This is a genomic window from Lachnospira sp., from assembly GCF_016290755.1.
In the GTDB taxonomy this organism is placed as follows: Bacteria; Bacillota; Clostridia; order Lachnospirales; family Lachnospiraceae; genus Lachnospira; species Lachnospira multipara.
In genome coordinates, this window is record NZ_JAEEVD010000001.1 from 134,153 (window position 1) to 160,518 (window position 26,366).

The window sequence follows — 26,366 nt, forward strand, 5'->3', positions numbered from 1 at the left end:
TTTAGTCTATCCTATGTCTCTGCATACTTTTGTTCATCCTATACCCAAGTAGTTTTTGGAACTTGTGAATAGTTACCTCCTGCAGCTCTTGCTAATGAAGGATTATCATATATAGGAATAAACATATTAGCTCGATATAGATCTCCGTCTATATCCATAGGTTTCTTTTCAGTACCAAGAGTTGTTGAAAAAGCATACCTTGTATTTTCATTATCAATTTTGGTAAATGAGTTATCTTCATCAGCATCTTCAAAAGTACGTTCATCACCAATTACTGATATAACACCAAATCTACGATAATTTCTGGTGTTGAGAGAGCCATCTGGATTATAATAAGGTGCAAGTCCAGAATCTCTACATAATTTATTAACTTGTTCGGGACTTAAATTTTCTTCAGCAGCTTTATGCATTATTTTACTATATTCTTCCATTAATCTTAAATTAGGCATTACTTTACCATTCTTATCAGTAGTAAATGGAAGCCACATAGCCTTCATACCAGAACCATCATAGTATAAACGATTCAATTCAGTAGGATCTATTAATCTATCTCCAATATGCATAGCCTAAGAATCAAATATACCCCATTCTTCACTCTTAATCAAATTAGTCATACTACCTGCAGGAATAACACCTTTTCCACCTCTTTCAGTAAGTTGAGGTACTGTCTATACGTCTACTGTGTAGGCTGCATCTTCTCCAAATGATATTAATTCTTGAGAGTGTTGTAGACCATCTCCAGTCATAATCTACATAGGAATTGTCATATCCATCATAGAACCACTCTTTCCAGAACCATCTCCACTTCCAGAACTGTTTGGAGCAGATGCTATAGATTGTTTAAGAGTATCATCAAGAGTACCTTGAATATATCCTTGTATTATTTGTATAGGTCCTGTTCCAGTATCTAATCCATTCTAACGAGCATAAACTTGTAAAAGAGTTTTCTAATTTGGAGTAAGAGTTTGTAATATATAATTAAGAACATATGCTGCTTTATCAGTCTAAGTCTTTCTTTCAGTATGTACTTTATAAGTACCATCTTCAGCCTCTTTAAGTAATTGCTAAAGTCCTTCTGTAATTTTGTCTCCAGATTTTTTACCAATAACTTCATTTTCAGTTTCAGTACTTCCTATTTTGTCTACAATATCAGAAATAGATTTAAATACATCAGCAGAACTTACACTATTAGATATAGCACTTATAAGATTACCACTATCAAATGCAGCACTTTTAGAATTAGCTCTGTAAGAAGCTATTTCTCCAACTGTAAGAGGTCTTTCTCCATCATCTAATTCTCCTACAGTTTTCATCTATATTCCATTACCAGTAGCTACGAAGACCCTACCATCTGAAGAAATTGCAGGCTCTCCTATAGTATTTTTAGACTATGCGTGTTCAAAAGCTTTTGTAAATAATTCTTTATTCATTTTTATAGAGGGTAATAATCCCATTAATTGAGAATATTGAGTAGATGAAGAACCTAATCCAAGTTCTCCAAGGCCTCCTCCAAATTTATTCATCTTAGATACAAATGCCTAAACATCACTAGGTAGTCCGTTAGAATAAATCTATTTTATCATATCTTCAGACATAAGACCGCTTCCATTAGAACTACTACTTGAAGTAGCACTATCAGAACTTTTAGCCTATGCTTCTGTAGAACCTGTACTTGCAGCAAAAGCTGCCATTGTTAAAGAAGCGAGAGGTCGCTCTAACGGCTAGTATTTAGCCGTTACAGTACGACCTCCGCTCTAATATTTAGGTATTATTCTCATTTTTTATGTAGAACATATTTACTATTTCTTTTCAACATATCTAAATATTCCTACCCCATTATATCAAAGAGTTTTTTTCGAGCCTTATCTTCAGTATACTCTACTTTACCTCCTCGTTTATTAGTAGTTACTTTAGTAGTAGGAACATAAGGTGGAGTAGCCCATTGTATTTCTTTATAACCATTCCACCAAGTAGGCATTTGTCTTGTATTATAGACATCAGTTTGCCAATAGGGTCCACTATGAGAAGTCCCATATAACATAGAATCATTCATTCCATATTTTGTTTGAATATCATGAGTTATCATAGCTAATTTAGCTTTCTACATTTCCTGTGCAATATATGGATCATTATCTATTGTTTCTTGAATTATATTTTCGTCAGTTATTCCACGTTTAGCAGCATCTCGACGAATTTCAGCTTCCCTATCTTTTAGAGTTTGAGTAAGAATATTATTCAAACCAAGTCTGTATAATACATTATTGTAGTCTGCATTAAGAGCGTAATTTTGATAATTAAGATTATTCTCTAGAGCTCTCTTTTGTACCCATTGTTGTATAAGACTTGCCATCCATCTATCTCTATTGTTAAAGTCTTCTACATCAAGATCACGCATATGATCTAAGTAGTCATTATACCATTTAATAATAGCTTCCCTATTCTTATTAGCAGTTGTAACTCCAGCAGCTCTATTATAATTAGCTATTTCTTGATTAGCGTTTATGTTCTCTTGATAGTATTTATCACGAGTAGCATTATTAGTAGCTTCAGTTTTTAGAATTTGTTCATAAGCATTCTATTGAGCAGCTGTATTCAAAGCAGCATCACTATATAGTGGACCATTCTATAATTGAGCTAATACTCTATTAGATGCATCATTATTAGCATTTTCTATAGCATATGTAGAAGCGATAGTTCCTTGTTTATATGTTGGAGATTCTAGAGCAACCTTATCTTTTTTATAAGACTCTCTTAATTTATCATTAGTTCTGTTTGCTAACCAAAGTCTATATAATTCTCCAATATTACCCCAGTCTATACGTTGTTTATAGGTGTCTTTTGGGGTCCTTTCTACTTCATTACCCTAGGCAAGGAATTTATCTAATTCAGACTATCCTGAATTTCCTGGATTAGTTAAACTGTCTCCATTTCCAGAAGTATTTTCTGGATTAGTCTATATACTATATTGTAGTCCACCTTTTTCACCTGTATTTGCAACTAAATTCTTTAAAGCTTCGGCTTTTGCTTTTAAAACAGGGTCAGAACTTTCAGACCATTCTTTTAATTTAGCATTTATAAGATCCTACACATATTTTTGGTTACCATTTGCACCATAATGTCTTACATCCTATTGAGTACCCCACCAATTGTCTGTATATTTATCTTCTACGTCCTCTTTTCTTGCGTTGGGGCCATTAAATGTATTATTCAAAGAAGTACCAAATTTAGAAGAATTAAATATTCCTCTATTGTAATTTCCAGGATTATATTGCCTAAATGGAGAATTTTCTACAAAACCTTCATTACCATAAAGATTAGTCCTTAAATTAAAGAATTCATTATTGTAATTATTATAAGTATTTAAATTTTCTGCTATTTTAGAGCCATCTTCCCCATATAAATCATTAAGGAAATTCTCAATACCTATATTATTTACAATTTTTTCCCAATTTTTTAATTCCCAACCTTTTTGATTAGCTTTTTGAGTATTACTATCTCTTACAAACTAGCTACCTTTTTGGTATTTTTTAACAGTATTACGTGCAAACTGACCTCCCTATTTATTTTTAAAGATACTATTTGAAGACTATTGTATACCGTCAGAAGCATTTCTAAGCATTCTCCACAAATTAGATTTATTTTTTAATAAACTACTCAGTAAATCTTCATATGATGGATTTTTTAAATTACCAGTTGTAATAGTTCTAGATCCCTTATTATTTTCTAAATATTTTATAACAAGTCTTCTAGCTATTTCTTTTTCATCTAAATCTTTAAACTACTCTAATTTTTTTAATTGAGTTAATTTAGATTTGGTAGCTTGTGGAATATTATTTAACACTCCATCAAATTTTGTTTTAATTTCAGTAGATAAAGTGTGATAACTAGATACTGGATTTGGAGTAGGAGCTCTCCAACCACCTGTATTTTTATTTGTTGTACTAACAGATGGTGCTTCTGCTTTTGTACTTAATCCAGGACCAAGTAGATAAGTTCCTCTTTCAGGTAATGCTATAGGAGAACCTTCAGTTAATAATTTCTAATTTTCTCTTGCAATAGGATTTGAAGAGTTTGATTCTGCAGAATATCTATAATCATTAGATTTTCCTCTTGGAGCTCTAAATTGATTCCAGACCATTCCTGCACTTCTTTTAAATTTATTTTTTCCAGTAGTTGGTGCTATAGATTCATCAACAAATGGTCTAGTTAAAGCAGACCTCTCTATAAATCTCTAAAGTCCACCAGGTGTCCATACTTTATCTTTAAATGCACCTTGAACTTCTGGTAATTCTGAGAATTTAGCATTTGGATTTTTTGAAGCTGTTTTGATCAAACCATTTAGCTAAGTTCTTGCTTTTACATAACTCTAAGGATTCTCTATAGCTAGAGTTTCTAAATATCTCTGTATTTTATTATTTAATTTTGTAGCTTTTCCTCTGTTAGATATCTAGCCAAATAGACCTACCCTAGATACTAAATTTATAACATCTTTACCTGTTCCAGTTTCTAAGGCTTTTCTTAAAGCAGCAGCTTCTTCAGTATTACTAGATAAAAATTCATCCCAATTCATTAACCTTCTCTACTAATTGTTAGTAGTTGTATACCAAGCTTTAGAAATTTCTGAATCTTTATCTTTACCAGTTATTTTTTTCCAGATGGATCTATTATCCTATAATTTTATATTAGCTTCTCCATCCTTAGCAATTTTACCATGAGCTCTTAATATTCTTATTCTAGCAGCTTCATTTTGAGCAGAATTTAACTAGTCTATAATTCCTTTATCAGCATTTCTGTCAAGTTCAATAGTAGATACTCTTTTACCCTAAGGATTAGTAAATCTACCTTCTATAACTAATAATTCTTTAGTTGGACTAGTTATAGAATAATTATTTCTAACTTTTTTGTATGTATTGGCTCTCTTAGCTCCAGCTCCAATACCAGCAGCAGTACTTATAGCTCTAGACAAATTAACCCAATCAGAAGTATTTAAAGTATCCCAACCGTATTTATTACCTTTGTTTATAATATTTTTAACTTCTTCTACAGTTCCAACAGCTCCAAATGCCATAAGACCATTTATTATAATCTTTGAAGATTTAGCTATTTTAGCACCAATACTTCCAACTTTACCTCCAGGAAGAAGGCCTGCAGCAGCTGATACAAGATTCATTCCTAAATTAGTAAACACCTATCCTTTAGATACTTTATCATCTGTAGCATCTGCAATTAAATCCGCAGCTGTTCCTATCAAACTAAGACCTCCAGATACAGCAGTTCCTACTCCAGGATTAAAGGATGCTACTAAAGCTCCAACATCTGTAGCTAAAGTACCTAACCTTGTAGCGTCTTGCCATGTAAAATTTTCAATCTAAGAGTCTTTATTATTAGCTACAAACTACTTCTCAGACATTTCTCCACTTTCTACAGCGTTCTACTTTCTTTTCTCGTAGTTAGTGTTTTTTATATTTCTAGCACCTTCTACTAAATTTCCTAAAGAACCTAATTGAGCACCTGTTTGAGCTTTTATAATTCCACCTTCTTTATATTGATCTTCATTACCAGTACTTGCAGTACTAGTCTTTTTATCTCTATACCTTAAATAATTGTCATAGTTAAGGTTAGAATGTTTATGAGCTACAAATTGTCTTTTAGCATCTTCTAAATCGCTAGAATTTTTACATTCTCCAGTTAATCCTTGAGCAGATGTAGTTATAGTTAAATTAGCTAAATCTCCATATACTATTTTACCTAAATTTGGAAAATATCCAAAACATATAAAACCGTCACTACCATAAGTAGTCCTCATAATATACATAAGGTTAGCTACAGTTTCTTTATCAGAAGCTTTATTACCTCCTCTAGATATAATATCAGAAATTATATTGTTACGTTCCTATAAACCATTTGCTCCAGTTAATCTAGCTGCTAAAGCTCCAATATTAGTTTTAGGATTTTGTATGTCAATAGATAAACCTTTAGCATCACTCTATTCATCTGGCTCATAACGTGTCTATTTTAAACCACTTACAGAAGAAGGATTTAAACTTAAATCAATTATTTCTTTGTCTAAAGAGTCATAAGCTTCTCCATTTACTGTTCTATCATATTCAAAATCAGCTGCTTTTTTCTATTCTTCTCTTTTAGCAGCTATCATCTGTTGAATCTAGTCTTCAGTATACAAACCAGAACTTCTTAATTGTTCTTCGTAAGCTTTTAAAGCTTGTTCTGCTGCAGGCTAAGTACTTTGGGGATTCTATGTATTATCAGAATTTCTTTTTTCACGACCATATATAAGATCTTTAAGAATACTTATACCAGCTTTTCCAGCAGCAGTATAATTATCATTTGTAAGATCTCCTCCTGTAAAAGATGCTTGTAATGCTTGAATTCTATCATGTAGTTCTTGAGCATTCTTTACATCAGTACCAGAAAAATCATAATTTTCAAATATTTTCTGATAATCAAGATGATTAAGAGTATCTCTTAACATTTTCTATCTTTCTAGAGGAGAAAGACCAGACCACACAGACTATAAAGCAGCCATACTACCATTACCTACTTTTTCAGCAAGAGCTTGTATAATGATACGGTCTGCATTAAAAGCTTGTTTGCTAACTTTAGGTTGAATATAGCCATGAGCAAAAGCACTTTTTAAATAGTTAACAGCTTCTATTCTAGCAGCTTTATCATCGTCTGTTATAACCTTCTAACCTCCTATGGTATCTTTTGTATTATAGTTACCATCTCCAGCAAATTGTTCTGGGACAGTTATTGCATTCTCATTCTAGAAGTCTAAAGTACCAGCATCAATACCTGCTACAAGCATATCTTGAACAGCTTGCTAAAATTTAGCCTATTCTACTTCAGACAAACCTCTATTATGGCCCCACGCCCTTAAGTTATAATCATTTGTAATATAATCTCTTACTGCAGCAGGATCATATTCATTTACTCCACGATGTATAACATATTTCTACTGTGGAACCATAGCAGCCTGTACAGAAGGATTTTCTACTGGTTGAAATGGTTCTAGAGTTTCTTTTACAACCTCTTCTACAGCTGGCTCCTCCTATTTTATAGTATTACCTTCCGCGTATTTTCTAATTACCTATGCCATAATAGTTATTAATTTTTAATAAAAAAGGGCTTATAATAATACTATAAGCCCTTTATAAACTTTGTTTAATAAGTTTATCTTCTAACTCTAACAAGTTTTGCACCCTGACGAGCAAAAGTAGGCTCTTCTGGAGCAGCTTCAGCTGGAGCACCAGCACCAGCACCACCCTGTGCTAATTCAATTAATGCTTGACATACTGCCATAGCAGCTTGACAATCTTGTGACTGTAGTGCTTGAGCAGCAACTTGAAGAATTTGCATTAGAGGATCTTCTCCTCCACCTTGAGGGGCACCTTCAGGTCCCATTGGAGCTCCTTCAGCTCCTTCTACAGGAGCAGCCTCAGCAGGCACAGCTCCACCTTCTTGAAATTTTCTGTATTTGTTTACAATTCTCATAATTAAAAATTTTTTGTTTAACAGTTAAACTGTTGCAAAGATATATATAAATAATATATATAACAAATTTTTATTAAAAAATAATTACTCTTTAGAGTCAGTTTTTAATTCTACATATTCTGGCTCTCTATTATCTTGAATTTTTATAAACTTAAATATTTTATTTCCAAGTTTTTTATAATCAGTATCTGACTAAGATTCCTCAGCTCGTTTAGCCATTCTTATAAGAGTTCTAGTGTTTTTACGACTAAATATTCTTTCTCCGCCTTCAAGCTCCATCTATACAGAACCATCAGAACCTATAACTTTCATAGTGGGTAACTCTTCATCGGGGTCTTCATCATAATCTAATTCATCCCCTTCTTTTACCCCAGAATCTTGGTTAAGTTCTAATACATATTTTACATTATCTTCTTCTGCAATAGATTCATCTAAGGGTTTTCCTTTATATATAGATAATACTTCAGAATCATCATCAATAAATATTATATCTAATGGAATATAAGTATCTTTCATCCAAAATCCTACTGTCTAAGGTTCATCAAATATAAATAACATACCTTCATTATCAGGCATTTCTTTTATATCCATTAAACCTTTTTCTCGCTATTCCTCAGTCTTTGCAAGTTTTACAGTATATTTCTTTTTACCTATTTTTATTTCAGCCTTCTCCATCTATAATATTTGCATTATCAACTGTATTATGAAGTATCTCTTTTACTAATAATTTTCCAGCTTCTATAGCAGCTTCATCAGTTCCCTTTTTCATAAGTTCCTCAAGTTTTTTTGTAACTTCAAGACGGAATATAATTTCTTCTTTTTCGACTTCAGCGTGCTATTTTACTTCACCATTTTCTTCTGTAATTACAGGGATTCCTTTAGAGGTAACGTCTTCAAATTTTTCGTCTATTTCTTCAAGATGATGTTTATTTTTATGTAAAGCTCCTTCTGGTATTACATTTACTTTTCCACCATCTTTTAGGGTAGAAATATCTGGGGCAACACTATGTGAAAGTACATTCTTTTTAACTACAGTACCTTTATTTAAAGAACGTACTTTCTTTTTTAGTACTTTTTTAGCAAAATCTACATCTTGAATCTTCATACCTTCACGACCAGCTCTTGCATAAGTCATTCCGCCATTATTTATAAACTATTGACGAGCAGATATAAATGATTGATTAGACTGGGCAGCTTTAGTATTTAAATCTTGAGTATCTTCAATATTTCCAAGACGAATCTATTGGGCATTTACATTAGCTATCATTTCATTAGCTTCCTCTTTTGCACCCTTTGAAAAATATCCATATTTTTTACCAGAGTAATAATCTGCTTCACCTTCTTTATCAAGAAATCCCTAATAAGATCCTCCAGTATTAGCATCTATATCCATATCTCTAGTATAGACATCTGATCTAGCTCCTCCAAAACCATTTATAAGTCCTAATGGAGTTAATCCCAGGAAATTCGAACTTAGCCAAGCATCAGTTCTAGTCATACCATCAGTCCCTCCACCTAAAGCAGAGACACCTTTGTTTAATAGTTTAATTGCTTTCATAGCACCTCCTATTACAGGATTAACATTCATAAGAACATTGGAAGCAGTATCATACACCGAATCAAGACCCTGTGTAATGTTACCAAATTTACCTTTATAAGCAGAATTTGCAGGTAAAAAGTTAGTTACTGTATCAGCTACATTTCCTACAGTTCCCCAGGGGCCTCCAGACATCCCAGCTTTAGAAACAAGGTTTCCAATATCTACACTTCCCCCTAACTAATATTTTTTTAAATTATTCATAATTAAGCAAAACTTTGAGTATAACTGGTTAATATAGCTTGTATGACAGCTAGGTCTTTTCCAGAATATCTTACTTTAATTTTTATATATTTATCTCTGATTCTAGTCTATTTCATATTACCCCAATCTTTAGAAGATTCTATTAACTAAGTAGTTAAATTATTATATTTATAAATTACTTCCCCTTCTCTATTTTTAAATAATTCACAATCTGGAAAATCTACTAATTTCTGTTGAGATTTATATAATAGAGTATACTAGGTTTCCTCTTCTGGAAGTTTTTGATAATATATATTTAGTGGAGGTACTTCATTAGGCCAATTAGGTTCGTTATATTCTGAATAGTTAATAGAAGGTATTTGTATTAACCATCTATCTTCTTTATATTCAGCGTTACCTAGCCTTCTTCCATAAGGAATTAATTTATAGAAATGCCTTACACCATCTATAACTTCTGTTCTTACTAAAACTCCAGTTTTGTCTACTAATTGAGAATAGTTATACTATGAAATAGGAAGTTCTTCATATCCATCAATAGGATATATTTTGGAATGAGTAATAATTTTAAAGTCATTTAACAATTTATCCCAAACAATTTCAGAACCTGCTAAAGATTGATAGTCTAAATAATCAGAAGTTAATCTTTGATATGTATCATAAATAGTATTTAAATCATCCTTTCTGGTTACTCTTAATGGGAATATAGTAGATTTATCATAATACTGATAGTATTTATCAAATCTATGCTTAGGATTAATTTTCATATAATCATAATCATATGAAATATTATAACCATTATACTAGTAGAAATGTTTTGTAGCTTCCTATCTATAATACATATTTTCTTTATCCTTAGAGAAATTATATGTTTCTCCTACAATTTCATAATGTATGGATTCAGGTTGTGCTTTTGAAGATACTATCATAAGATTATCAAATATCTTATGAATCTATGCATCATCGTTTACTACAAATTCAAACTCAAATGGATGCTACTACCCATACCAGTTTGTAACTTTAATAGGAATGTCTAAATCCATTAATCCAGCTTGCCCATGTTTCCAGAAATAATTCTACAATTTATCCCTATATTGTTGAGTACATACAACAACTGTAGCATGATCAACACTTCCAATAATATAATTTCCATCAATATCTTTTATATATTTCTAGATTTTTATTGGAATTCTTTCAATATCAGCTGGAGTTTTTATTACTTTTAGAGTATAGTTCTATTTATAAGTATAATTGTAATCTATCTTAGCTACATTACCTACAGAATCATACAATTGATATATCTAAGAAGATCTGTATTTACGGTCAATTTCCATTTGATAATACTCTGAATCATTATATTCTATAGATTTTGTAAGATTACCCTTATCATCTATAATATGATCATAATCCTTACCAGTGCCTAAAGTTATATTATTATTATAATCAAATAAGCAGGCTAAATCTTTAGAAGCCTATCTATCAAATGAAAAGTATATATTATCAATATTTGCTGAATATGAAGGAACCCAAGAATAAAAAGTTACAAATTTTCCAGGGGCTTCTTCATTATAGCATAAATTCCATACTTTTTCATCTATAGTATTTAAATCATCATAAAATGTAAACATTACATCCTTTTTAAAAGCATTGTAATGACTCTTTACATTTCTAATTCCAACTATAGGCTAAGTTTCTTGTTCTTTTAGAGTTATATTATCATTTAAAAATTTTTGGACTGTAAAATCAGAAATTACCTGTACACTTTCACCATTACATTTCCAAATCTTCTTAGCTACTGTATCTACTCCATATATAGCAGTAGGAGTTAATATTACACTTTCTGGCCATTGACTTCCAAACATATCACTTAAGATAGTCATTTTCTCAGGTAATACATTAGAAGATGTTATGTAAGCAACTCCTGTCTATGATTGTGCAGCTACAGCTTTTTCATTAACTGCTACAATACCAATACCATGTTCTAATACACATACCAGATTAGAACCAAATGGAACTAATTTTATCAATTCCCCATATTGATTACTATAATCTCTGTAATGTCCCTACCTAAATACTCTAAAGTTATTTGAAATACTTGTAGTAGGACTTATATCAGAATAAGCAATTCTAGTTGTAAATGTATTTTTCTCAAATGGAATATCAGATTTAACAAAATTGTTTTTCTCAGAAGTAGTTCTACCATACCCTTCATTTATAATATATGAATCAGGTATTTTATTAGTTCCTTCTGCACTCATAGGATATAGAGGATAAAATGTTCTACCCTTATGATTAGTAGCTACTTCAGTAGCTATAGATTCATCAATACTTCTCATTGATAAATTATGAGTAGTCATTACTTTAAAAGTAACCCAGTGACCCATTTTTACTGCATTAACATCTCCTCTATTTATTTTCTCACGTTCTACTATATCTACGTCTTCATCTGGATTTGCAGTAACTGATCCATCATTCTTTATAGTAAACGTAATATTATGTTCCTAACTTGTGGAAGTTCCATTTGCAGTATTTCTCTTATAGTGATCTTTCCAGGTTTCTTCATCCAAAATATCATCATTAATAGGAAATGAAGGATCCTAGAAATTTCTATTCATTCTATGAGTAAAATTACAAATATAGCAATCTCCTCTAAAAGCAGTATATCCTTTATTAAAGTCGTAATCAAACCAAGATATTCTAGGAGTTACTGCATAAAAAGGAGTCTAATCTTGATATCTCTGTAAAAAATATTCTTCTATATTTGATACACTATAATTAGGAATTTTAATATCTACTCTCTATAAATTATCACTAAATCCCCTACGAGATAATTCAAAACCTAGATACGGAGCCCAATTACCTCTAGTTATATTAGTATTTTTTTCAGCCTTTGATTTTTTAAATACACTACTAAATCTATATGCAGTAGCTTCTTCTCCCGCTTGGGATGAGAATAAATAATTTTTATTTCTAATTGCTGGAGTAGAATCAGGTACAGCCTAAATATAAGCTTCTCCTAAGTATTTGTCAGAACTTACTGCTTCTAATTCATTTATAGGATAATAATGTGATCCAGTATGCTGTAAATATTTAGTCTAGAACTAATCATTAGATAGTTTTACTATATAATTAGTAGAAGTAAATAATGTATTAAAATAGTTCTATCTTACTTCATATTCTGGAGCGATAGCTGTTAAACCTTTTACACCATTTTGGCTAATTAATATTCTGTTCTAGAAAGTATGGTCTAGAATTCTCTCATTACTTATAAAACTTTCTGTCATATATCCCTCCTATACTGGAAGAAGAGGTAAATGACTTATTTTATCATAACCTAATGTAATAGCCTAACATAAAGTTGTAGCTAATCTTTTTTGTCTAACTAAAAAGAAACCTTTTGTATAATTTTTAAGAATTTTTATTACATTCTCATTATCTACATTAAGGTTTATTCCTATAGCATAACTATCCTCTTTAGTTAATTGATTACCTTTATAATTTATTTTAAAGACTCCTTTTATATTCTCAGCATTTGAACTTATATCTCCATCCCAATAAGCGTCACCCTATATTTTATTAGTTTCAACATCGAATGGAACTTCATAAATATTATCTAATATTTCATTTACATTATTAGAATTTAATAGATTAAAAACTTCCTAAGATTCCTCTGTAGCATTTTTAGAATTATTAGATAGTAATTTTAAAGGCTTAAATACAGTTCCCGCATTACTAACTTCGGTAGCTCCTCTAATATTAAATACAGGGCTTAGAGTATTATCATTAAAAATAAATACAATACCAAATCTATAAATTTCATCATTCCAATAACCAGTATAATGATATATATTATTTGTATTATAATATTCCCCAGTATATTCTCCTTCTTGACCTAACGATATCCTATAGTCCTAATCTACATGTCCTACAGATTTTCTTTTTAATGTAGGATAGAAATGTAATGCTAAATTTTTTAGAGCCTTATAATTAATTTCAGGACTTTTTAAATTTCCTAAGAATAGCATATTCTACTATATAGCCTATGCTTTAGCACTACCTATTACCTAATATTGAGCATTTATTTCCTACGAAGTACTATCCACAGTATCTTCAAATCCAGAAATATGTATAACAGCTCTATTATTAAATATATCGTACTTTTGGAGAATCTTTTTATATTTAGTCTAATTTACTCCAGTAATTGTAGAAGTCTGTCTTGAGTAATATACTATGACTTTATTATAGGATGCATCAATGTTATTTAAAGTAAAATGCACTTGTTTATAACTATTCTAGTCTTCTACACCTCCCTCTATAGAAAATGGATCATTTAAGTTACCTTTATGACAAGTTACTATAGAAGATTCTCCTATAAAATCAGTAGTATTATTGTCATCGTCAGCTAATTTAAAATAGAAAACATAATTTCCTACTGGTAAATTACCATTACCATGAACTCCATTAAATTGAATATCTACAATACCGTTAGTTATTTTCTAAAGGGAAATATCAGTATCAAATGTGCTTTGATTGTATATATTAGTATCGTTATCTCCACTCCTATCTATAATTTTATATTTATTATTACCAATAGAAGTAAATCTAGTATTTATGAGTTTTGGAAATGTTATACCGTCATTAATTATTAAGTTTACAGAACCGTCATAAGCCTCTTGAGCATCTATAAGTAAAGGCCTTGTAATACTAAAATGTAATAAATTAGTATCTAAATTTATAATCTAGTTCGATTGTAAATTAAAGTCCTACTTATAAGTATAGTAATAATAAGTATTATTACTCTACTAGTAAATATTGACATAATTCTATTTTATATACTATTCAGTTATCTTTTCCCCATTTAAATAGAATTCACCGTCTCGATTTAAGATATGATCATATTTTCCAGTATTAGATAATAAGTAATCCTATTTTGAAATATTTTCTAATAATTTTAAAGAATTAAAACTAAACTAAAAATAATCTTGATTTGGATTATTAATTCTAAATACTCTAAGGGGATTATAATCATATACTAGATCTCCTTCCATTTTTAAAATAGAAGCTTTCTAAGATAATATATTTATAACAGGTTTATCCATAATATTTATTAAGTACTTGTTTCATAGTACCCACCTTCTTTTAGTTCATTAAACTCATTCCTATTAATAATATCTACGAGCCTATTCTAAAAACCTGTGTTATTATTACTAAAATTTTTCAAGATATAGAAAAAATTCTTGCTCATACATAAACCTCTTTTTCCAAAATCTACATATGCTATACCAGGTCCATTTGTATTACTATGATATTCCCACTAAGTTTTTATATCAGCAGTTAATTTATTTAATAAAATGTAATTATTAGTAATTTCAGATACAACATTAGAATATTCTCTCTAAGCTTTAAATACTGTAATAAAACTGTTAGCTAATGGACCTATTCTCCATAATTTTCCTGTCCAATCTATTATACAATCATAAGGATTAGAAGGTTTACTCTATTTTAAGAGAGATACATCAAATTTTCCTAAATCATACTAGAAACAATGAAAACTACCGTTAAAACTTATTCCTGAATTTTTCCATATTTCATTTGTTTCAGTATCTGTACTTATATTATTCATATAAGAACTAGTGTCTAATTTTTCTGCATCTAAAAAATATATTTCATCATCATAAAAACCATTAGACTCATCTAAAATTTCTGCATTATCATAAGCATTTTCATACTGTGACAAAATATGATTATATAATGAGCTGTCTAAATTAACTAAATGACCATAATTATAAGTATTCTCCATAAGTTCACCAATTACAGAACCTATATAATTTATAGCGTAACAATTGTTAGTATGATTTATGTTGTATAAAGAAGTTGCTATAGTATCTAGAATATTGTCTATTTCACTAGTGAAAATATTATTTTTTAAACTACAAGTATAGTCAAAATATGAATTATCCTATATATTAAAGTTTAAAGTATTTAAAGAAGGTCCTATTAGATATATATTTTTATCTAAATTTTGAAGTGTAAATATTTGACTTAAGAGACACTATAATTTTTTAGCTACATTAATATATGATAATTCTTTTAAAGAATTTATATTAAGTAAAGGCCTTTTAGATTCATCTGACTAAGTAACTCTTGCAAAACTACCGTTACTATCAATATAGGGACCTACAAAAGTGCCATTAGAAAATACTTTACTAACACACCTACTTGCTAAATTAATAGGCATGGGTTTTCCTTTTATATTAAGGCAAGTAGCTATCATCCAATCATCATTAGCATGTATCTAATCTCCATGAGCACTACATATTCCAGCATTATCATCAATATTTAAAGTTCTCTTTATTTTTAATGATGCAAGATCCGAATTTCCAGGATTTCCACCAGCAAATATGTCAAATATTGAAGATGAATGACTTTCTAAAGCTGCCTATAAATTACTTAATTTTACACTACCACTTGACAATGATTCATCTTCTTCAGCATCCTCCTCGTAGAAGGCTTCCCAACTTAAATCAAAATCAGAAGGAGTACTTACTGTAGAATCTACAATAGGATTCATAAATCTACTATATGTATAAGATAGAAACTTTTTAGCACATATTACTGTATCAATATAAGTATCACTGTAATTATATCCAAGTAATTCTTCACTAGTACTATAAGGATCAAACACTGGAGCAATAGTTTTTAATATTCTATCTTGCTAAATAGTTCCATCATCAGAAGAAGATCCTATATATCTATAAAACTAAAAACTTTGTTCTATAGAATTTATAATAGGTTCTTTATAAGTTGGATATTCTATATTATTATTAGAATTTTTTTGAGGAAGATCCTCATAATTTTTAATAGTTAATATTAAATCGTCTATAGGTATAGAAAAAGAATCTTTATCAAAAATATATTTATAATTTTCATCAGGAGTACACTCTACAATAGAATCTGCTGTTTTTCTTAGTAATATACCTATTTCAGAACCAAATTTAGCAGGTAGTTCCTAATCTTCAGCAAACTATTCCTCTGAATATTTCACCAATTCCTAAGAATCTCTCCACTCATTTGAAGTACTATAAAAATGTTTATGAGTTATACTGTATAATTCTGGCTAAAATATGTTAGAATCTAAAGTATATCCAACTTCAGAATTTTCTTTAGGAATTAGATTAAAATCATTATAGGAATCATAGTAATCATTATATCTAGAAGTTCCATATACAAATCTAGTAAATAAAACCTCTTCATTACAACTTACTACTAGTAAATAAATATCATTATCAGGTAATTCTGTTTCGAGGTATCTTATACCCGATTTAGTGTTGTAACCTCCTTTTTTAAGTTCCAGAGTATATAGTTCAGTTTTATATAAATCCTATAAGTTATAACTTGAATTTATAATATTCTAAATAGATTTTATAGGATAAAATCTGTATTCATATTGAATATTGCCTAATTCATCATAAGTATCTTCATGATACTAAAATTCATATAATAATTTTAGAAGATTATCATTTACAGTATATTTAAATTGTGAAATATTATTATCAGATAAACTATCTGGAATGTATAATTCTCTCTTAAGATTTTCTATGTATCCTCCATCTACAGTTACAGGATAAATAACATAAGATTTACCAGATTCTACTGTTATACTTTTTGAATAAGGGTATAGATTACAATCTAAGTTTGTAGTATTTTTAGTGTAGTCTCTTTTATCCATAGGAGAATCTAGCACTACAGCATTAGTATAAACGTCTAAACTATTATTATTTATAGCTCTAGGATATATTATAGCTTGCCCGTTATTTACTAAATAGTCTACTTCAAAACTGTCATAAGTAATTAGATCTATCTATAAATATACTAAACCAGAATAAGATCCATCATATATGAATGTTTTACCTTCTAATATATCAGATTTATTTTCTGATACTGTATAATAATTGGATGAAGTTTTTACTACAAGTTTTATACTAATATTATTACTGTTTAAAAAGTCTATAGTATAATCACTAAATTTTATAGAAAAAGAATCTCCAGATCTTATTTTCAACTATTCTCCAGAACTATCTATTAATAAAGGTATTTTAGTGGTATTATTCAGTATTTCATAAAAATCGACAATACAACTAGAACCATCCTACGTAGAGGCTGAAATATAAAAATCTCCGTAAAGCTAATTTAAAGTAATTTTAGTATTCTATAAATCTGAATCATTCCAATTATCCCATTCTAATTTTGGATATGGGAATGATCCTATCTGACCTTTTCCATTTTTAGGGTTATAAGATGCTATATAAATAATTCCACCATATTCTTTTATTCCTACAGGTATATAACCATCTTCTAGACGTACTTTATTAATACGCCCATTACCCATATCATTTTGTAACATTAATTCATTACCATTCTAAGTAATGAATGTAGCATTTAAAGCATTAGTTAAAGATTTATTGTCATTTGCTAAAGGATTTAAATCCATAACTAATCCTTGTTTAAATGTATTTACAGCCTATTTACTCATATGTTGTTATTGATTAAATCTTGCATATTTAAAGGGTGGTCTTTTATTTTAGCTATTTCAGCTTCACACTCTAAATTATCAAAAGTCATTACAAAACCTATATCTTCATGTTTAAATTTAATAAAATGTGTATACATGTTATGATATAGATAACATTCTTTATCAATTTTAAAAACTTTTCGATTTTGCAAAGTTACTTTAAATTTTTCTAAATCTCTAATTTTTTGGTATTCTTCTTCAGTTAAATATGTGTAGTAATATCCATCCCAACCATTTCTTTGTCTTTTAAAAAGAGCTCTAATTTTACTCTATAGCTTACTTTTATAATGTCTAAAGTGCTCTCTGGAATTGTAGTACATACGTCCACACTACATCCAGAGACCTATTTTACGGCTTTTTACTTGGACATCACAACCTCGCAAATTATACCAATAAAACTGTCTCCACCCATAATTTACTATACGTCTTATATCTTCTTTTGGAATATTTGGATATAATTCATATAATCTTTTATAATATTCATCAATTGTTCTAATCATCCGTAGTAAGATTTACCAGCATTTAGCCTAGCGGCAATCTTTTTTCTTCTAGGGGTATCTACATAAATAGGTTTTTCTTTAAATACCCCTGCATTCTAATATCTGAACATCATTTGAGCTCCAGTAAAATTAGATGCTAAAAAATCTACATCTTTCCACTTCCTTTTTCTACGAGCTTTTTTAAAGTCTTCATCTTTTACTTCTTTCATATAAATTTCAGAAGATCTAGCTCTAGTAGGTAGTACAAATGTATCACTATTTTCTATAACATCATCTAATACCATAGCAACATTAGCCTTCCATATTTCTTCAGCTAATTTCTCTTTATGTCTATTATGTACCACTTCTTCACACTGAGAAGTAGTAGTTTTTAATTTCTTTATAGGAAATTCTTTCATTATATCACTACCATTAATAGTGTATCCAGTGGCAAATCGCATGATTATTTTACAGGTTTATATGATTTATTAAATATCTTTCTATTCCAAGTAGTTTTAGCATCAAGAATTCTATTAAAGTCATTTTGACTTATAGAAGGAGCTACTCTGGCGGCATCACATAGTCTGAACCATTCTGCTTTAGCTTCCTGGGCTATTTTTAGATAATTCTAGTTACTATTTGCTATACCCATCTTATTATAAACTATATAAGCACAAAAAGCTGCTATAGCATCTATCTCTTTACTATTTAAATAGGGTAAACCATCGTCATCTAATTCTACTCCTCTATATAGTATATTTATAGGACCACAATCTTTTTCTAAATATATTGTGTTACCTGAACGATGATATTTTACATATTTACCACTCTGATATAAAGGATCCATATAAGCTTTTCGTAATTCTATATGTTCCTCTACAACAGCAGAATCGTAATCTCCATTTACTTGAGTTCCAGATGTGTAATTCCAATCTTCATGACCATAAGTAACAGCTTCAATTTCATCACAATTACAAGGAAGTTCTGCTGATTTGGTATCACAATCTACATCTAAAGTAACTCTATATAATCTTATTTGTTTATTACCTATTCTATTCCAAGCTACTAACCCTATTTCTTCAAAATCTTCTGGATTCATTTCTAAACCATATAGTAAATTAGCTTGGGAATATGCTGCGTGGAATTCTTCCATAATTATTTAGGTACTTGGTCATTTGGCATAACCTACATTGCCAATTGACGATAATATTTTATTTTCTTTTGTGTAACTCTATCTTTTAATTCTGCATTTATAAATGATGATTGAGAAGCATCTTCATCTTCACAGTCACATCCAAATTGTTTTAAAAGTCTTTCATCTTTAAAAACTCCAATCACAGTTATTCTTTTTAAAAATGGAGCATTAAATACATAACAATCATACATTTTATTCGAATTTGGAGCCATATTTATAAATACATAAGGACGATTTTTTATTCTTCTCCTATATTTATGATAACGCATTACAGAAGGATTAGTATACCATATAAAAGGCTATTGCATATCAGAAGAACCAATATACTCTATACCATTACCTCCAAATTCTGTCATTATAGGAGGAATTTCAAAATGCATTGTAGGAGTGCCTTCATAACCATTTGCTTTACAAGCGTCACAGTTTTCAATATCCTTACAATCAATTGGAATACAATTTATAGCTCTTAGCATATCATTTTTCTATATAATACCTTTTAAAGAGTATTCTTTTATAAGAGCTAATCTTTCATCAACAATATCGTCCTCTAACTATTCTAAAGAAATTGTCGGATTAGAGGTATAACCTCTTAAACCTGACATTATATCATTATAAATTGCTGATGCTAATTTTGAATAAATCATTTTGTATATAAATTAAAAAGGCGGCGGCTATAAAACCACCGCCTTTATTATTCGGTTAAAATCTAATTATCAAGGATTGTTGCTTTCTTCATGTTGACTAGGAGGATAGTTTGTTATAGCAAGATCCTCACTATCTTGAACAGGTTGAGTAGCAGTTATAGGATTAACAGTTGGGTCTACCTTTTCAGGTTTTCCTGTACCATCTCCTACAATACCAGCTTGAACGTCTACTAATAAAGAAAGTAGGCCTGCATCTTCTAAAGCAGCTAAGAAAGCAGAATCTAATCCATTAGAGCAAGCACAGCAGTCAGCTGGAACAAAGAATACATGAGTAGTCTTTGAGTGAGTTACTTCACCTACAGCAGATCCTCCAAGGACACCACGACATGAAATGTAGTGTAAAGTATATTGTACATACTTGTTTCCTGGGATAGGAAGTTCTTGCTGTTGAGCAGTAATACTCCAAGGACCGTCGTTTTCTGCAGTTGGAAGACGAAGATCTTTCATTAATTGCTGATAAGTACCAAAACCGTTAACACATTTATGAATAGTAAGAGATCCATGACCTTCTAATCCTGATTCAGCTGAATTAATAAATGGGTTCTTCTGTACCATATCCATAGTTGGAGTTACAGTATCTCCTTCAGGATTTAAATATGAACAGTTGATTTCACCATCTGCAGGATGAACTTCTGCAGTTAAATCAATCTAATCTAAGACTCTCCATTTACCCTCTCTGTAAGTGCAGCAGTCAGAATTAGCATCCTACCAAAATTCTACAGTAGCTTCAGTAAATAAACCGTAATTATCGTTCTCAAATACTAAGTCTGCTTGTTTAGTATATATTTTTAAATAAATATCACCATAAAGCTTATTAATTTTTGTAAACATCTTAGCTAATTGAGCAGCAGTCTTACTTCCAGTCCACTCATAGTGGAAATCTTTTCCTTTAAATACCATATCATTTGAGTAGTAGGAGTTATTATCTCCAGAACGTCTCAAATAAAAGTTTAGACGGAAATGAGCATCACTAGGAACGGCATTTTCACCTGTAACAGTTCTATAAGCTGCATATATAGTTGTAGGTGTTAGAGCTAATGTACCGTTTACAGGATCTGTGTAAGGATTTCTATAAATACCAACAATATCTTCTCTTTTGAAAAGATTAACACCGTTTACTCTGAAAGTACCGCTAGTGTTGTTAGGATTAGCCTCGAACTAATCAGCAGAATGAATAAAAGTAGTTGTTGTAAAATTAAACATTTTATAAAAAATTATTATTTAGAAGTTTGCTATTGCTGGCCTGGATTTGCAATAGACTAATTAACAGCTAGATTCGTCTATAATCTCTAATCACTTGAATTTTCAAGTATTAATGTTACTAGGCCATTTATTATCTCTTGACATACATAGTCTGGAAATTCCATAATTTGTGACGTATCTTCTGTTCTATCTAATTGTTCCTAAGTTAATCTGATATATTGAGGTGTTTTTAGATAATCTACATAAACTTTCTTCAATAAAAATACTGAATCATCTTTACCATAACGAATTTCCATTCTAACTGGAGAATGATTTCCATACCTTATACCAGGATAATGTTCCACCTAGTCCATTTTATAACTGCTATCTGGAACTTCATGTACTATTCTTGATAATCCTGATAAGGTTAATTTCTCAGCATTAGAGGATTCTCCTTTCTCAATAATTACTTCTGGATCAGTTCCTTTAGAATTATGTAAAATATCTTTATTACCTGTATAACTATATACATTAGTTGGTGAAGTATTCTTAGAATAAAATTCACCATCTATATTTTCAGTAGCAGGATTAACATTGTGTATAAAATAATATGGATTACGATAAGAAGGTCTCATGTAAAAATTATTAATAATTTGAGACCACATGTCAGAGGTTAATCTTGTAGCGGGCTAGGCCCAAAGAGTACCTTTATCATAACATTTAAATCTTTTTTGTAATTCATATTCGCAAACACAATTTAAGATATGCATATAATCTTCTGGTAGTTCTGTCTCCCAGACATTGCTATATAAACTATTTGTAGAACTAACACCATAGTAGTTATTTTCACTACCAGGAGTTCCTAATTTAACTGGTTTTAAAGTAGCAGTAGACTTTAAAACTCTTAAATCATCAGTAGTCTATTGATTAGTATCATAAATATTATAGTTTCTATTTATATACTAATTAATAGCTTTATTGAAAAAATAATTAAAATCTTCTAATAACAAGCTAGGAGCCTCTGTCTTATTGAGTTCTACTAGCATTGCTTCGTATACTTGCCTAGCAGTCATTATTTAATTAACTTATTTAAATTTATTTTTTAGATTTGGAAGGAGCCTTAGTTTCTAATTTAGCTTTTACTGTAGTTTCAGTATCCTCTTCAGGCTCTTCTTCCATTTCTGGGAATGTATCTCTTTTAATAAGCTCTAGAAGTTTAGCATTACGCTTTTCTTTTAAGAATGAAATTACAGAATCCTCAGATACACCTAATACAATATCATCACCATACATAAATACTTTATTCTTTACAACAATAACATGTTTTTCACGAGCTTCGATAAGAAGTAGACGTAAAGACATGTCAGTACCAGTATATAAATCAATGATTCTTTGAGGATCTTTATCAGCAATATTTAATAAATACTCTGTAACTTCAGAATCAGGTGCACTACGCATATTCTTTCCTAACAAACGACATTTAAGAACACGTCCTTCTGCACCTTTTTCATCATTAAATATAAATGATTGTGCTTCAAAGATAAGTTTCTTCTTATTTATTTTCTTAGAAACTTCTACTCCAGGAGCTTCTATGTACAGTTCAGCAATTCCATAACGTGCATTTGTCTTACCTTCAGCAATTTCACCGTCAATTAACAAATTACCATGAGCATCTCTAGCATCTCTAGATGGAGCTATAATGGGAGCATTTTTAATACATTCCCATTCTGCTTTCTGATATGGATCTTCCAAATCATATTGTTTACCATCCTGAATTTCAAAAACTCTATTTTCAGGAATTAAAACTTCTCCAGAGTTACGGTCTTTATCTGACATTATCATATCTCCCATGCTATTTACTCTACGCACACAATCAGGAAATCGCCCTGTACGGGGATCTTTAACAGGTTGAATATAGTAAGTCTAACCAACTTTACCATAAACACTCCTTAAGACAATAATATTTTTTTCCATTAACATCAATTCATTAAAAAATAATAATTAGGGGAGACTTTTCTCCCCTAATTATAATATGTTTATCTTTTATTAGGCTTCACGTAAAATGAAACTTCTATAAGGATTGAATACAGCAACACCACTGTAACCCCAGTTGATAAGTTTGCTACCAGCAACTGTAGAAGCAACTAGTCCTGAGCTTAGACCATCTAAACCACCAACACCTGGTAATTTATTGCTAATGAAATCACCACCCTTTAGAGTGAACATTTCAATTGCAGGTTCACCGCTAGTCTTATCAGCAGTTAAATCTAAGAACAAACCAAATCCCTTATTGTCACCATATTCACGGCTAAATGTACGGTCTACTTTAAATGAAATTGTATTACCAGCATATTCATAGCTGTTAAAGGTAGCACCAACATTTACATAACCGTTAGCGGCTTTTGACCATAAGTAAGTACCACAAGTTTTAAAGTTAGCTAGCCAAGAACCTAATGTTCTCTGGATATCATGCCACATCTTCTCATTGCAAATAAATACGAACTTGTTACCTTCAGCTTTTTCAGCTTTCTGACACATCATACTAATAGCAGTTTGGAATGCATCAACAGTAAGAGTAGTATAAACGTATTTAGAAGCAAAACGTTCTACTTGAGGAATTATACCATCACCAATGTAAATTGGACGGCCAGTGTCAGGATCTGAAATGGTCGGTTTACCATTCTTATCAACATTACATTTGTTGAAAAGTAAACCATTGTTACGAACATATAAGAAGTTCTGGAGAAGATTCTTCTCAACAGTATCCATCTTATACATAGTTTCTTTCATATTACCGTTACCATCACCCTTACCAATTGAAATGAATACATTCTCATGGGCTTTGTAAAGAGCTGAATAGGTGTCATCAACACGGTGTGTTGAAATATAACCACGATGACGTTCGATATTTGATTGATATTTCACGTAACCTTCTTCATGTAATTCAGGCATTGCATTACTCTGGAAACGTGTGGTATCACCAGCGTGATATTCATCAACATCAATTTTATCATTTAGATCAGTAGTGATCAAACGACATTCCAATACCCAATAATCATCAGCTTTACGCACTGGACGGGCAATTACTTGGAATTGTTCAAATGTATTATCAGCTTTAAAGATATCATATTTCTGATAATAATTCTCTTTAAATGCAAAGAAGATTGAAGTACCGTTGCAACCATCACCTTCTGGAGTAGCTGCTAATTCAACACGTTTAATATAGTTAGTTTCAACTTCCCACTCAAAGTACATACTATCAATATTTCTGTACTTATTGTTTGATTTAGAATCCATATAGAAAATATTTCTTAGAGATTCTGTAAGGTAAGAAGCAGTTAACTCTGGATAAAGTCTTGAAACAACACCTAAGCGAGTAGGCTTTGCACCTAAAAATTTATAAAAGTCTTCGTAAGTACGAGTTTCCGACATTGTCGGACGATTTGTTACAAAATTTGCTACTATCATTTTATTTTAAAATTTAAAGTTAATCTATATCGTCTATAGTTAATTCCCTCTTTTTGGGAGTATTAGTTTTTGATCTCTTTACAACAGATTTCTAAGCAGAAGTATTTCTACCATTTCTAGCATCTTCATAACCTTTAGTATAGTTACGTTTAGCAACTTCTGTTATCTGTTTCTTATAATAATCTTGTATAGTTGAAAAAGCTTTCTTTCCACTTGTCAAGTACCAGGCCATTTGAACTAAAGAATTTGGATCATTTAAAGCTCGTGCTATATAACGAACTCCTGCTTGGTCTTTTCCAAGTAGAAAATTAGCTAGAATATTTTTATCCTCATCTGACATTTCCAAAGAAGAATCTCCTAAATCAATTGTAGAATTTTGTTCAATAGTACTTAAAATACTATTGCTGAACTCTTGCATTTGCTCTTCAGCTACACGTTTAGCATCATCTTCTGCCTATTCTTTTATAGTATCTTCTCTCTCTTTATATTCATTACGCAGACTTTGAACTCTGCGATTATATAAGGATTCGTTACTTTTAGCATTATCTAATTCTATCATAGCTTCTTCTTCAGAAATATCTGGAATTCTTGATTTTAGATCAATTAAATATAATTCATCATCAGAGAAATCATCTACAGAGTACTCTTTAACTTGATTTTGATTTGTATAATTCTTGATAACTTCATTAGCAATATAGTTATTATAATCAGCCATAGACCAATTATTTTTACGCATTGTATTAATGAGTTGAATTTCAGAATCTGTTAAACCATAATCATCATCAAATTCATTTGAAGACAGTATTTGTAATTGTTCTTCTCTGTCTAAATCATTAAAATCTTTTTCTTCAATACCATCTTCTGTTTCAAATTTTATAGATCTAGGGTTAATTCCTTTACTTTTTAGAAACTCATCTAACAAGTAATCTTCTGAAGCAGGTTCTTCATAATCTGGTTCTTCATCTTCTTCAAAAGAATTAGGATTAACATCTTCTTCTTCAAAATCATCTCCATACATGTCTTGATCTGGATCTGGAACATCTGTAAACTGTTCTGTTCCATCAAGAATTTCATCACTGAAATCATCAATTTCGTTAATGTTCATTTCCATATTAATTCATATTAAGTTATTTAAATGCAAAATTAAACTAAAAAGTTTAATTTGCAAAAAATTTAAACATTTTTTTACAAAAATTCACAAAAATAATGTCGTATATCAAAAACACCATCTCTATCAGTTAACTTATCTACAGCTAAAGAATATACTAATCTAAAATATTCATTATCATCTTTTACAATATTTTTTAATGTATTACTACTATCACTATCAATCATACACATTGTAACGTATAACGCACATTTATTATAAACAGGACTTTTTTCAAGTGGTTCATCTAAAATAGCCATATTATTTTTCCACTACTGTTTTGTCCATTTTGGTTGAGGCTACATTTTT

The 26,366-nt window shown here is 30.2% G+C and carries 33 protein-coding genes; all 33 read right to left on the reverse strand.

What is annotated here, in order from left to right; translation table 11 throughout:
- Positions 1-38: 38 nt before the first annotated feature.
- Positions 39-563: a hypothetical protein gene (locus tag QVA17_RS00980; RefSeq protein WP_287385786.1), complete on the reverse strand. Its 525-nt coding sequence runs from the start codon at positions 561-563 to the stop codon at positions 39-41.
- Between the two features lie 501 nt (positions 564-1,064).
- Entirely contained in the window at positions 1,065-1,313 is a 249-nt protein-coding gene (locus QVA17_RS00985; protein ID WP_287385787.1) for a hypothetical protein, read from the reverse strand.
- Positions 1,314-1,388: 75 nt separating this feature from the next.
- Entirely contained in the window at positions 1,389-1,523 is a 135-nt protein-coding gene (locus tag QVA17_RS00990) for a hypothetical protein (RefSeq protein WP_287385788.1), read from the reverse strand.
- A gap of 305 nt (positions 1,524-1,828) precedes the next feature.
- Positions 1,829-2,086, reverse strand: a complete 258-nt coding sequence (locus tag QVA17_RS00995; RefSeq protein ID WP_287385790.1) for a hypothetical protein — start codon at positions 2,084-2,086, stop codon at positions 1,829-1,831.
- 15 nt (positions 2,087-2,101) lie between these two features.
- On the reverse strand, positions 2,102-2,395 hold the full coding sequence (locus tag QVA17_RS01000) for a hypothetical protein (RefSeq protein WP_287385791.1): 294 nt from the start codon (positions 2,393-2,395) through the stop codon (positions 2,102-2,104).
- Between the two features lie 2,052 nt (positions 2,396-4,447).
- A complete protein-coding gene (locus tag QVA17_RS01005; RefSeq protein ID WP_287385793.1) occupies positions 4,448-4,570 on the reverse strand; it encodes a hypothetical protein in 123 nt (40 codons plus the stop codon).
- A gap of 252 nt (positions 4,571-4,822) precedes the next feature.
- Positions 4,823-5,188: a hypothetical protein gene (locus tag QVA17_RS01010; protein WP_287385795.1), complete on the reverse strand. Its 366-nt coding sequence runs from the start codon at positions 5,186-5,188 to the stop codon at positions 4,823-4,825.
- Between the two features lie 243 nt (positions 5,189-5,431).
- Positions 5,432-5,815, reverse strand: a complete 384-nt coding sequence (locus QVA17_RS01015) for a hypothetical protein (RefSeq protein ID WP_287385797.1) — start codon at positions 5,813-5,815, stop codon at positions 5,432-5,434.
- A gap of 438 nt (positions 5,816-6,253) precedes the next feature.
- Positions 6,254-6,490, reverse strand: a complete 237-nt coding sequence (locus tag QVA17_RS01020) for a hypothetical protein (RefSeq protein ID WP_287385799.1) — start codon at positions 6,488-6,490, stop codon at positions 6,254-6,256.
- 701 nt (positions 6,491-7,191) lie between these two features.
- A complete protein-coding gene (locus tag QVA17_RS01025; protein WP_287385800.1) occupies positions 7,192-7,512 on the reverse strand; it encodes a hypothetical protein in 321 nt (106 codons plus the stop codon).
- A 279-nt stretch (positions 7,513-7,791) separates the two neighbouring features.
- The gene (locus QVA17_RS01030) at positions 7,792-8,028 is read right to left on the reverse strand and encodes a DUF192 domain-containing protein (RefSeq protein ID WP_330635120.1); all 237 of its coding nucleotides are present in this window, start codon (positions 8,026-8,028) and stop codon (positions 7,792-7,794) included.
- Positions 8,029-8,347: 319 nt separating this feature from the next.
- A complete protein-coding gene (locus QVA17_RS01035) occupies positions 8,348-8,647 on the reverse strand; it encodes a hypothetical protein (protein ID WP_287385801.1) in 300 nt (99 codons plus the stop codon).
- A 222-nt stretch (positions 8,648-8,869) separates the two neighbouring features.
- A complete protein-coding gene (locus tag QVA17_RS01040) occupies positions 8,870-9,244 on the reverse strand; it encodes a hypothetical protein (protein ID WP_287385803.1) in 375 nt (124 codons plus the stop codon).
- 572 nt (positions 9,245-9,816) lie between these two features.
- Positions 9,817-10,077: a hypothetical protein gene (locus QVA17_RS01045; protein WP_287385817.1), complete on the reverse strand. Its 261-nt coding sequence runs from the start codon at positions 10,075-10,077 to the stop codon at positions 9,817-9,819.
- A 705-nt stretch (positions 10,078-10,782) separates the two neighbouring features.
- On the reverse strand, positions 10,783-10,938 hold the full coding sequence (locus tag QVA17_RS01050; protein WP_287385819.1) for a hypothetical protein: 156 nt from the start codon (positions 10,936-10,938) through the stop codon (positions 10,783-10,785).
- Positions 10,939-11,373: 435 nt separating this feature from the next.
- Positions 11,374-11,694: a hypothetical protein gene (locus tag QVA17_RS01055; protein ID WP_287385820.1), complete on the reverse strand. Its 321-nt coding sequence runs from the start codon at positions 11,692-11,694 to the stop codon at positions 11,374-11,376.
- A 1,275-nt stretch (positions 11,695-12,969) separates the two neighbouring features.
- Entirely contained in the window at positions 12,970-13,212 is a 243-nt protein-coding gene (locus tag QVA17_RS12655) for a hypothetical protein (RefSeq protein WP_442911561.1), read from the reverse strand.
- A 1,634-nt stretch (positions 13,213-14,846) separates the two neighbouring features.
- Positions 14,847-15,110: a hypothetical protein gene (locus QVA17_RS01060; RefSeq protein ID WP_287385822.1), complete on the reverse strand. Its 264-nt coding sequence runs from the start codon at positions 15,108-15,110 to the stop codon at positions 14,847-14,849.
- A gap of 639 nt (positions 15,111-15,749) precedes the next feature.
- Positions 15,750-15,995, reverse strand: coding sequence for a hypothetical protein (locus tag QVA17_RS01065; protein ID WP_287385823.1), 246 nt, complete (start codon positions 15,993-15,995; stop codon positions 15,750-15,752).
- A gap of 801 nt (positions 15,996-16,796) precedes the next feature.
- Positions 16,797-17,039 (reverse strand): hypothetical protein, encoded by a 243-nt coding sequence (locus tag QVA17_RS01070; RefSeq protein ID WP_287385825.1) that lies wholly within the window; start codon positions 17,037-17,039, stop codon positions 16,797-16,799.
- A gap of 480 nt (positions 17,040-17,519) precedes the next feature.
- Positions 17,520-17,714 carry a hypothetical protein gene (locus QVA17_RS01075; protein WP_287385827.1) on the reverse strand — a complete coding sequence of 65 codons (195 nt, stop codon included), beginning with the start codon at positions 17,712-17,714 and terminating at the stop codon, positions 17,520-17,522.
- A 763-nt stretch (positions 17,715-18,477) separates the two neighbouring features.
- A complete protein-coding gene (locus tag QVA17_RS01080; protein WP_287385828.1) occupies positions 18,478-18,780 on the reverse strand; it encodes a hypothetical protein in 303 nt (100 codons plus the stop codon).
- Between the two features lie 209 nt (positions 18,781-18,989).
- Positions 18,990-19,514, reverse strand: a complete 525-nt coding sequence (locus QVA17_RS01085) for a hypothetical protein (protein WP_287385830.1) — start codon at positions 19,512-19,514, stop codon at positions 18,990-18,992.
- Between the two features lie 32 nt (positions 19,515-19,546).
- Entirely contained in the window at positions 19,547-19,768 is a 222-nt protein-coding gene (locus QVA17_RS01090; protein ID WP_287385831.1) for a hypothetical protein, read from the reverse strand.
- Between the two features lie 87 nt (positions 19,769-19,855).
- Entirely contained in the window at positions 19,856-20,029 is a 174-nt protein-coding gene (locus QVA17_RS01095; protein ID WP_287385832.1) for a hypothetical protein, read from the reverse strand.
- Between the two features lie 240 nt (positions 20,030-20,269).
- Positions 20,270-20,821: a hypothetical protein gene (locus QVA17_RS01100; RefSeq protein ID WP_287385833.1), complete on the reverse strand. Its 552-nt coding sequence runs from the start codon at positions 20,819-20,821 to the stop codon at positions 20,270-20,272.
- 144 nt (positions 20,822-20,965) lie between these two features.
- Positions 20,966-21,160, reverse strand: coding sequence for a hypothetical protein (locus tag QVA17_RS01105; RefSeq protein WP_287385834.1), 195 nt, complete (start codon positions 21,158-21,160; stop codon positions 20,966-20,968).
- A 647-nt stretch (positions 21,161-21,807) separates the two neighbouring features.
- Positions 21,808-22,107: a hypothetical protein gene (locus tag QVA17_RS01110; RefSeq protein ID WP_287385836.1), complete on the reverse strand. Its 300-nt coding sequence runs from the start codon at positions 22,105-22,107 to the stop codon at positions 21,808-21,810.
- 430 nt (positions 22,108-22,537) lie between these two features.
- A complete protein-coding gene (locus tag QVA17_RS01115; RefSeq protein WP_287385838.1) occupies positions 22,538-23,278 on the reverse strand; it encodes a hypothetical protein in 741 nt (246 codons plus the stop codon).
- Between the two features lie 210 nt (positions 23,279-23,488).
- A complete protein-coding gene (locus QVA17_RS01120) occupies positions 23,489-24,910 on the reverse strand; it encodes a hypothetical protein (protein WP_287385839.1) in 1,422 nt (473 codons plus the stop codon).
- 91 nt (positions 24,911-25,001) lie between these two features.
- Positions 25,002-25,328, reverse strand: coding sequence for a hypothetical protein (locus QVA17_RS01125; protein ID WP_287385840.1), 327 nt, complete (start codon positions 25,326-25,328; stop codon positions 25,002-25,004).
- A 36-nt stretch (positions 25,329-25,364) separates the two neighbouring features.
- Complete coding sequence (locus tag QVA17_RS01130; RefSeq protein WP_287385841.1) at positions 25,365-26,021, reverse strand: hypothetical protein; 657 nt, start codon at positions 26,019-26,021, stop codon at positions 25,365-25,367.
- A 74-nt stretch (positions 26,022-26,095) separates the two neighbouring features.
- Entirely contained in the window at positions 26,096-26,317 is a 222-nt protein-coding gene (locus QVA17_RS01135; RefSeq protein ID WP_287385842.1) for a hypothetical protein, read from the reverse strand.
- Positions 26,318-26,366: the final 49 nt, after the last annotated feature.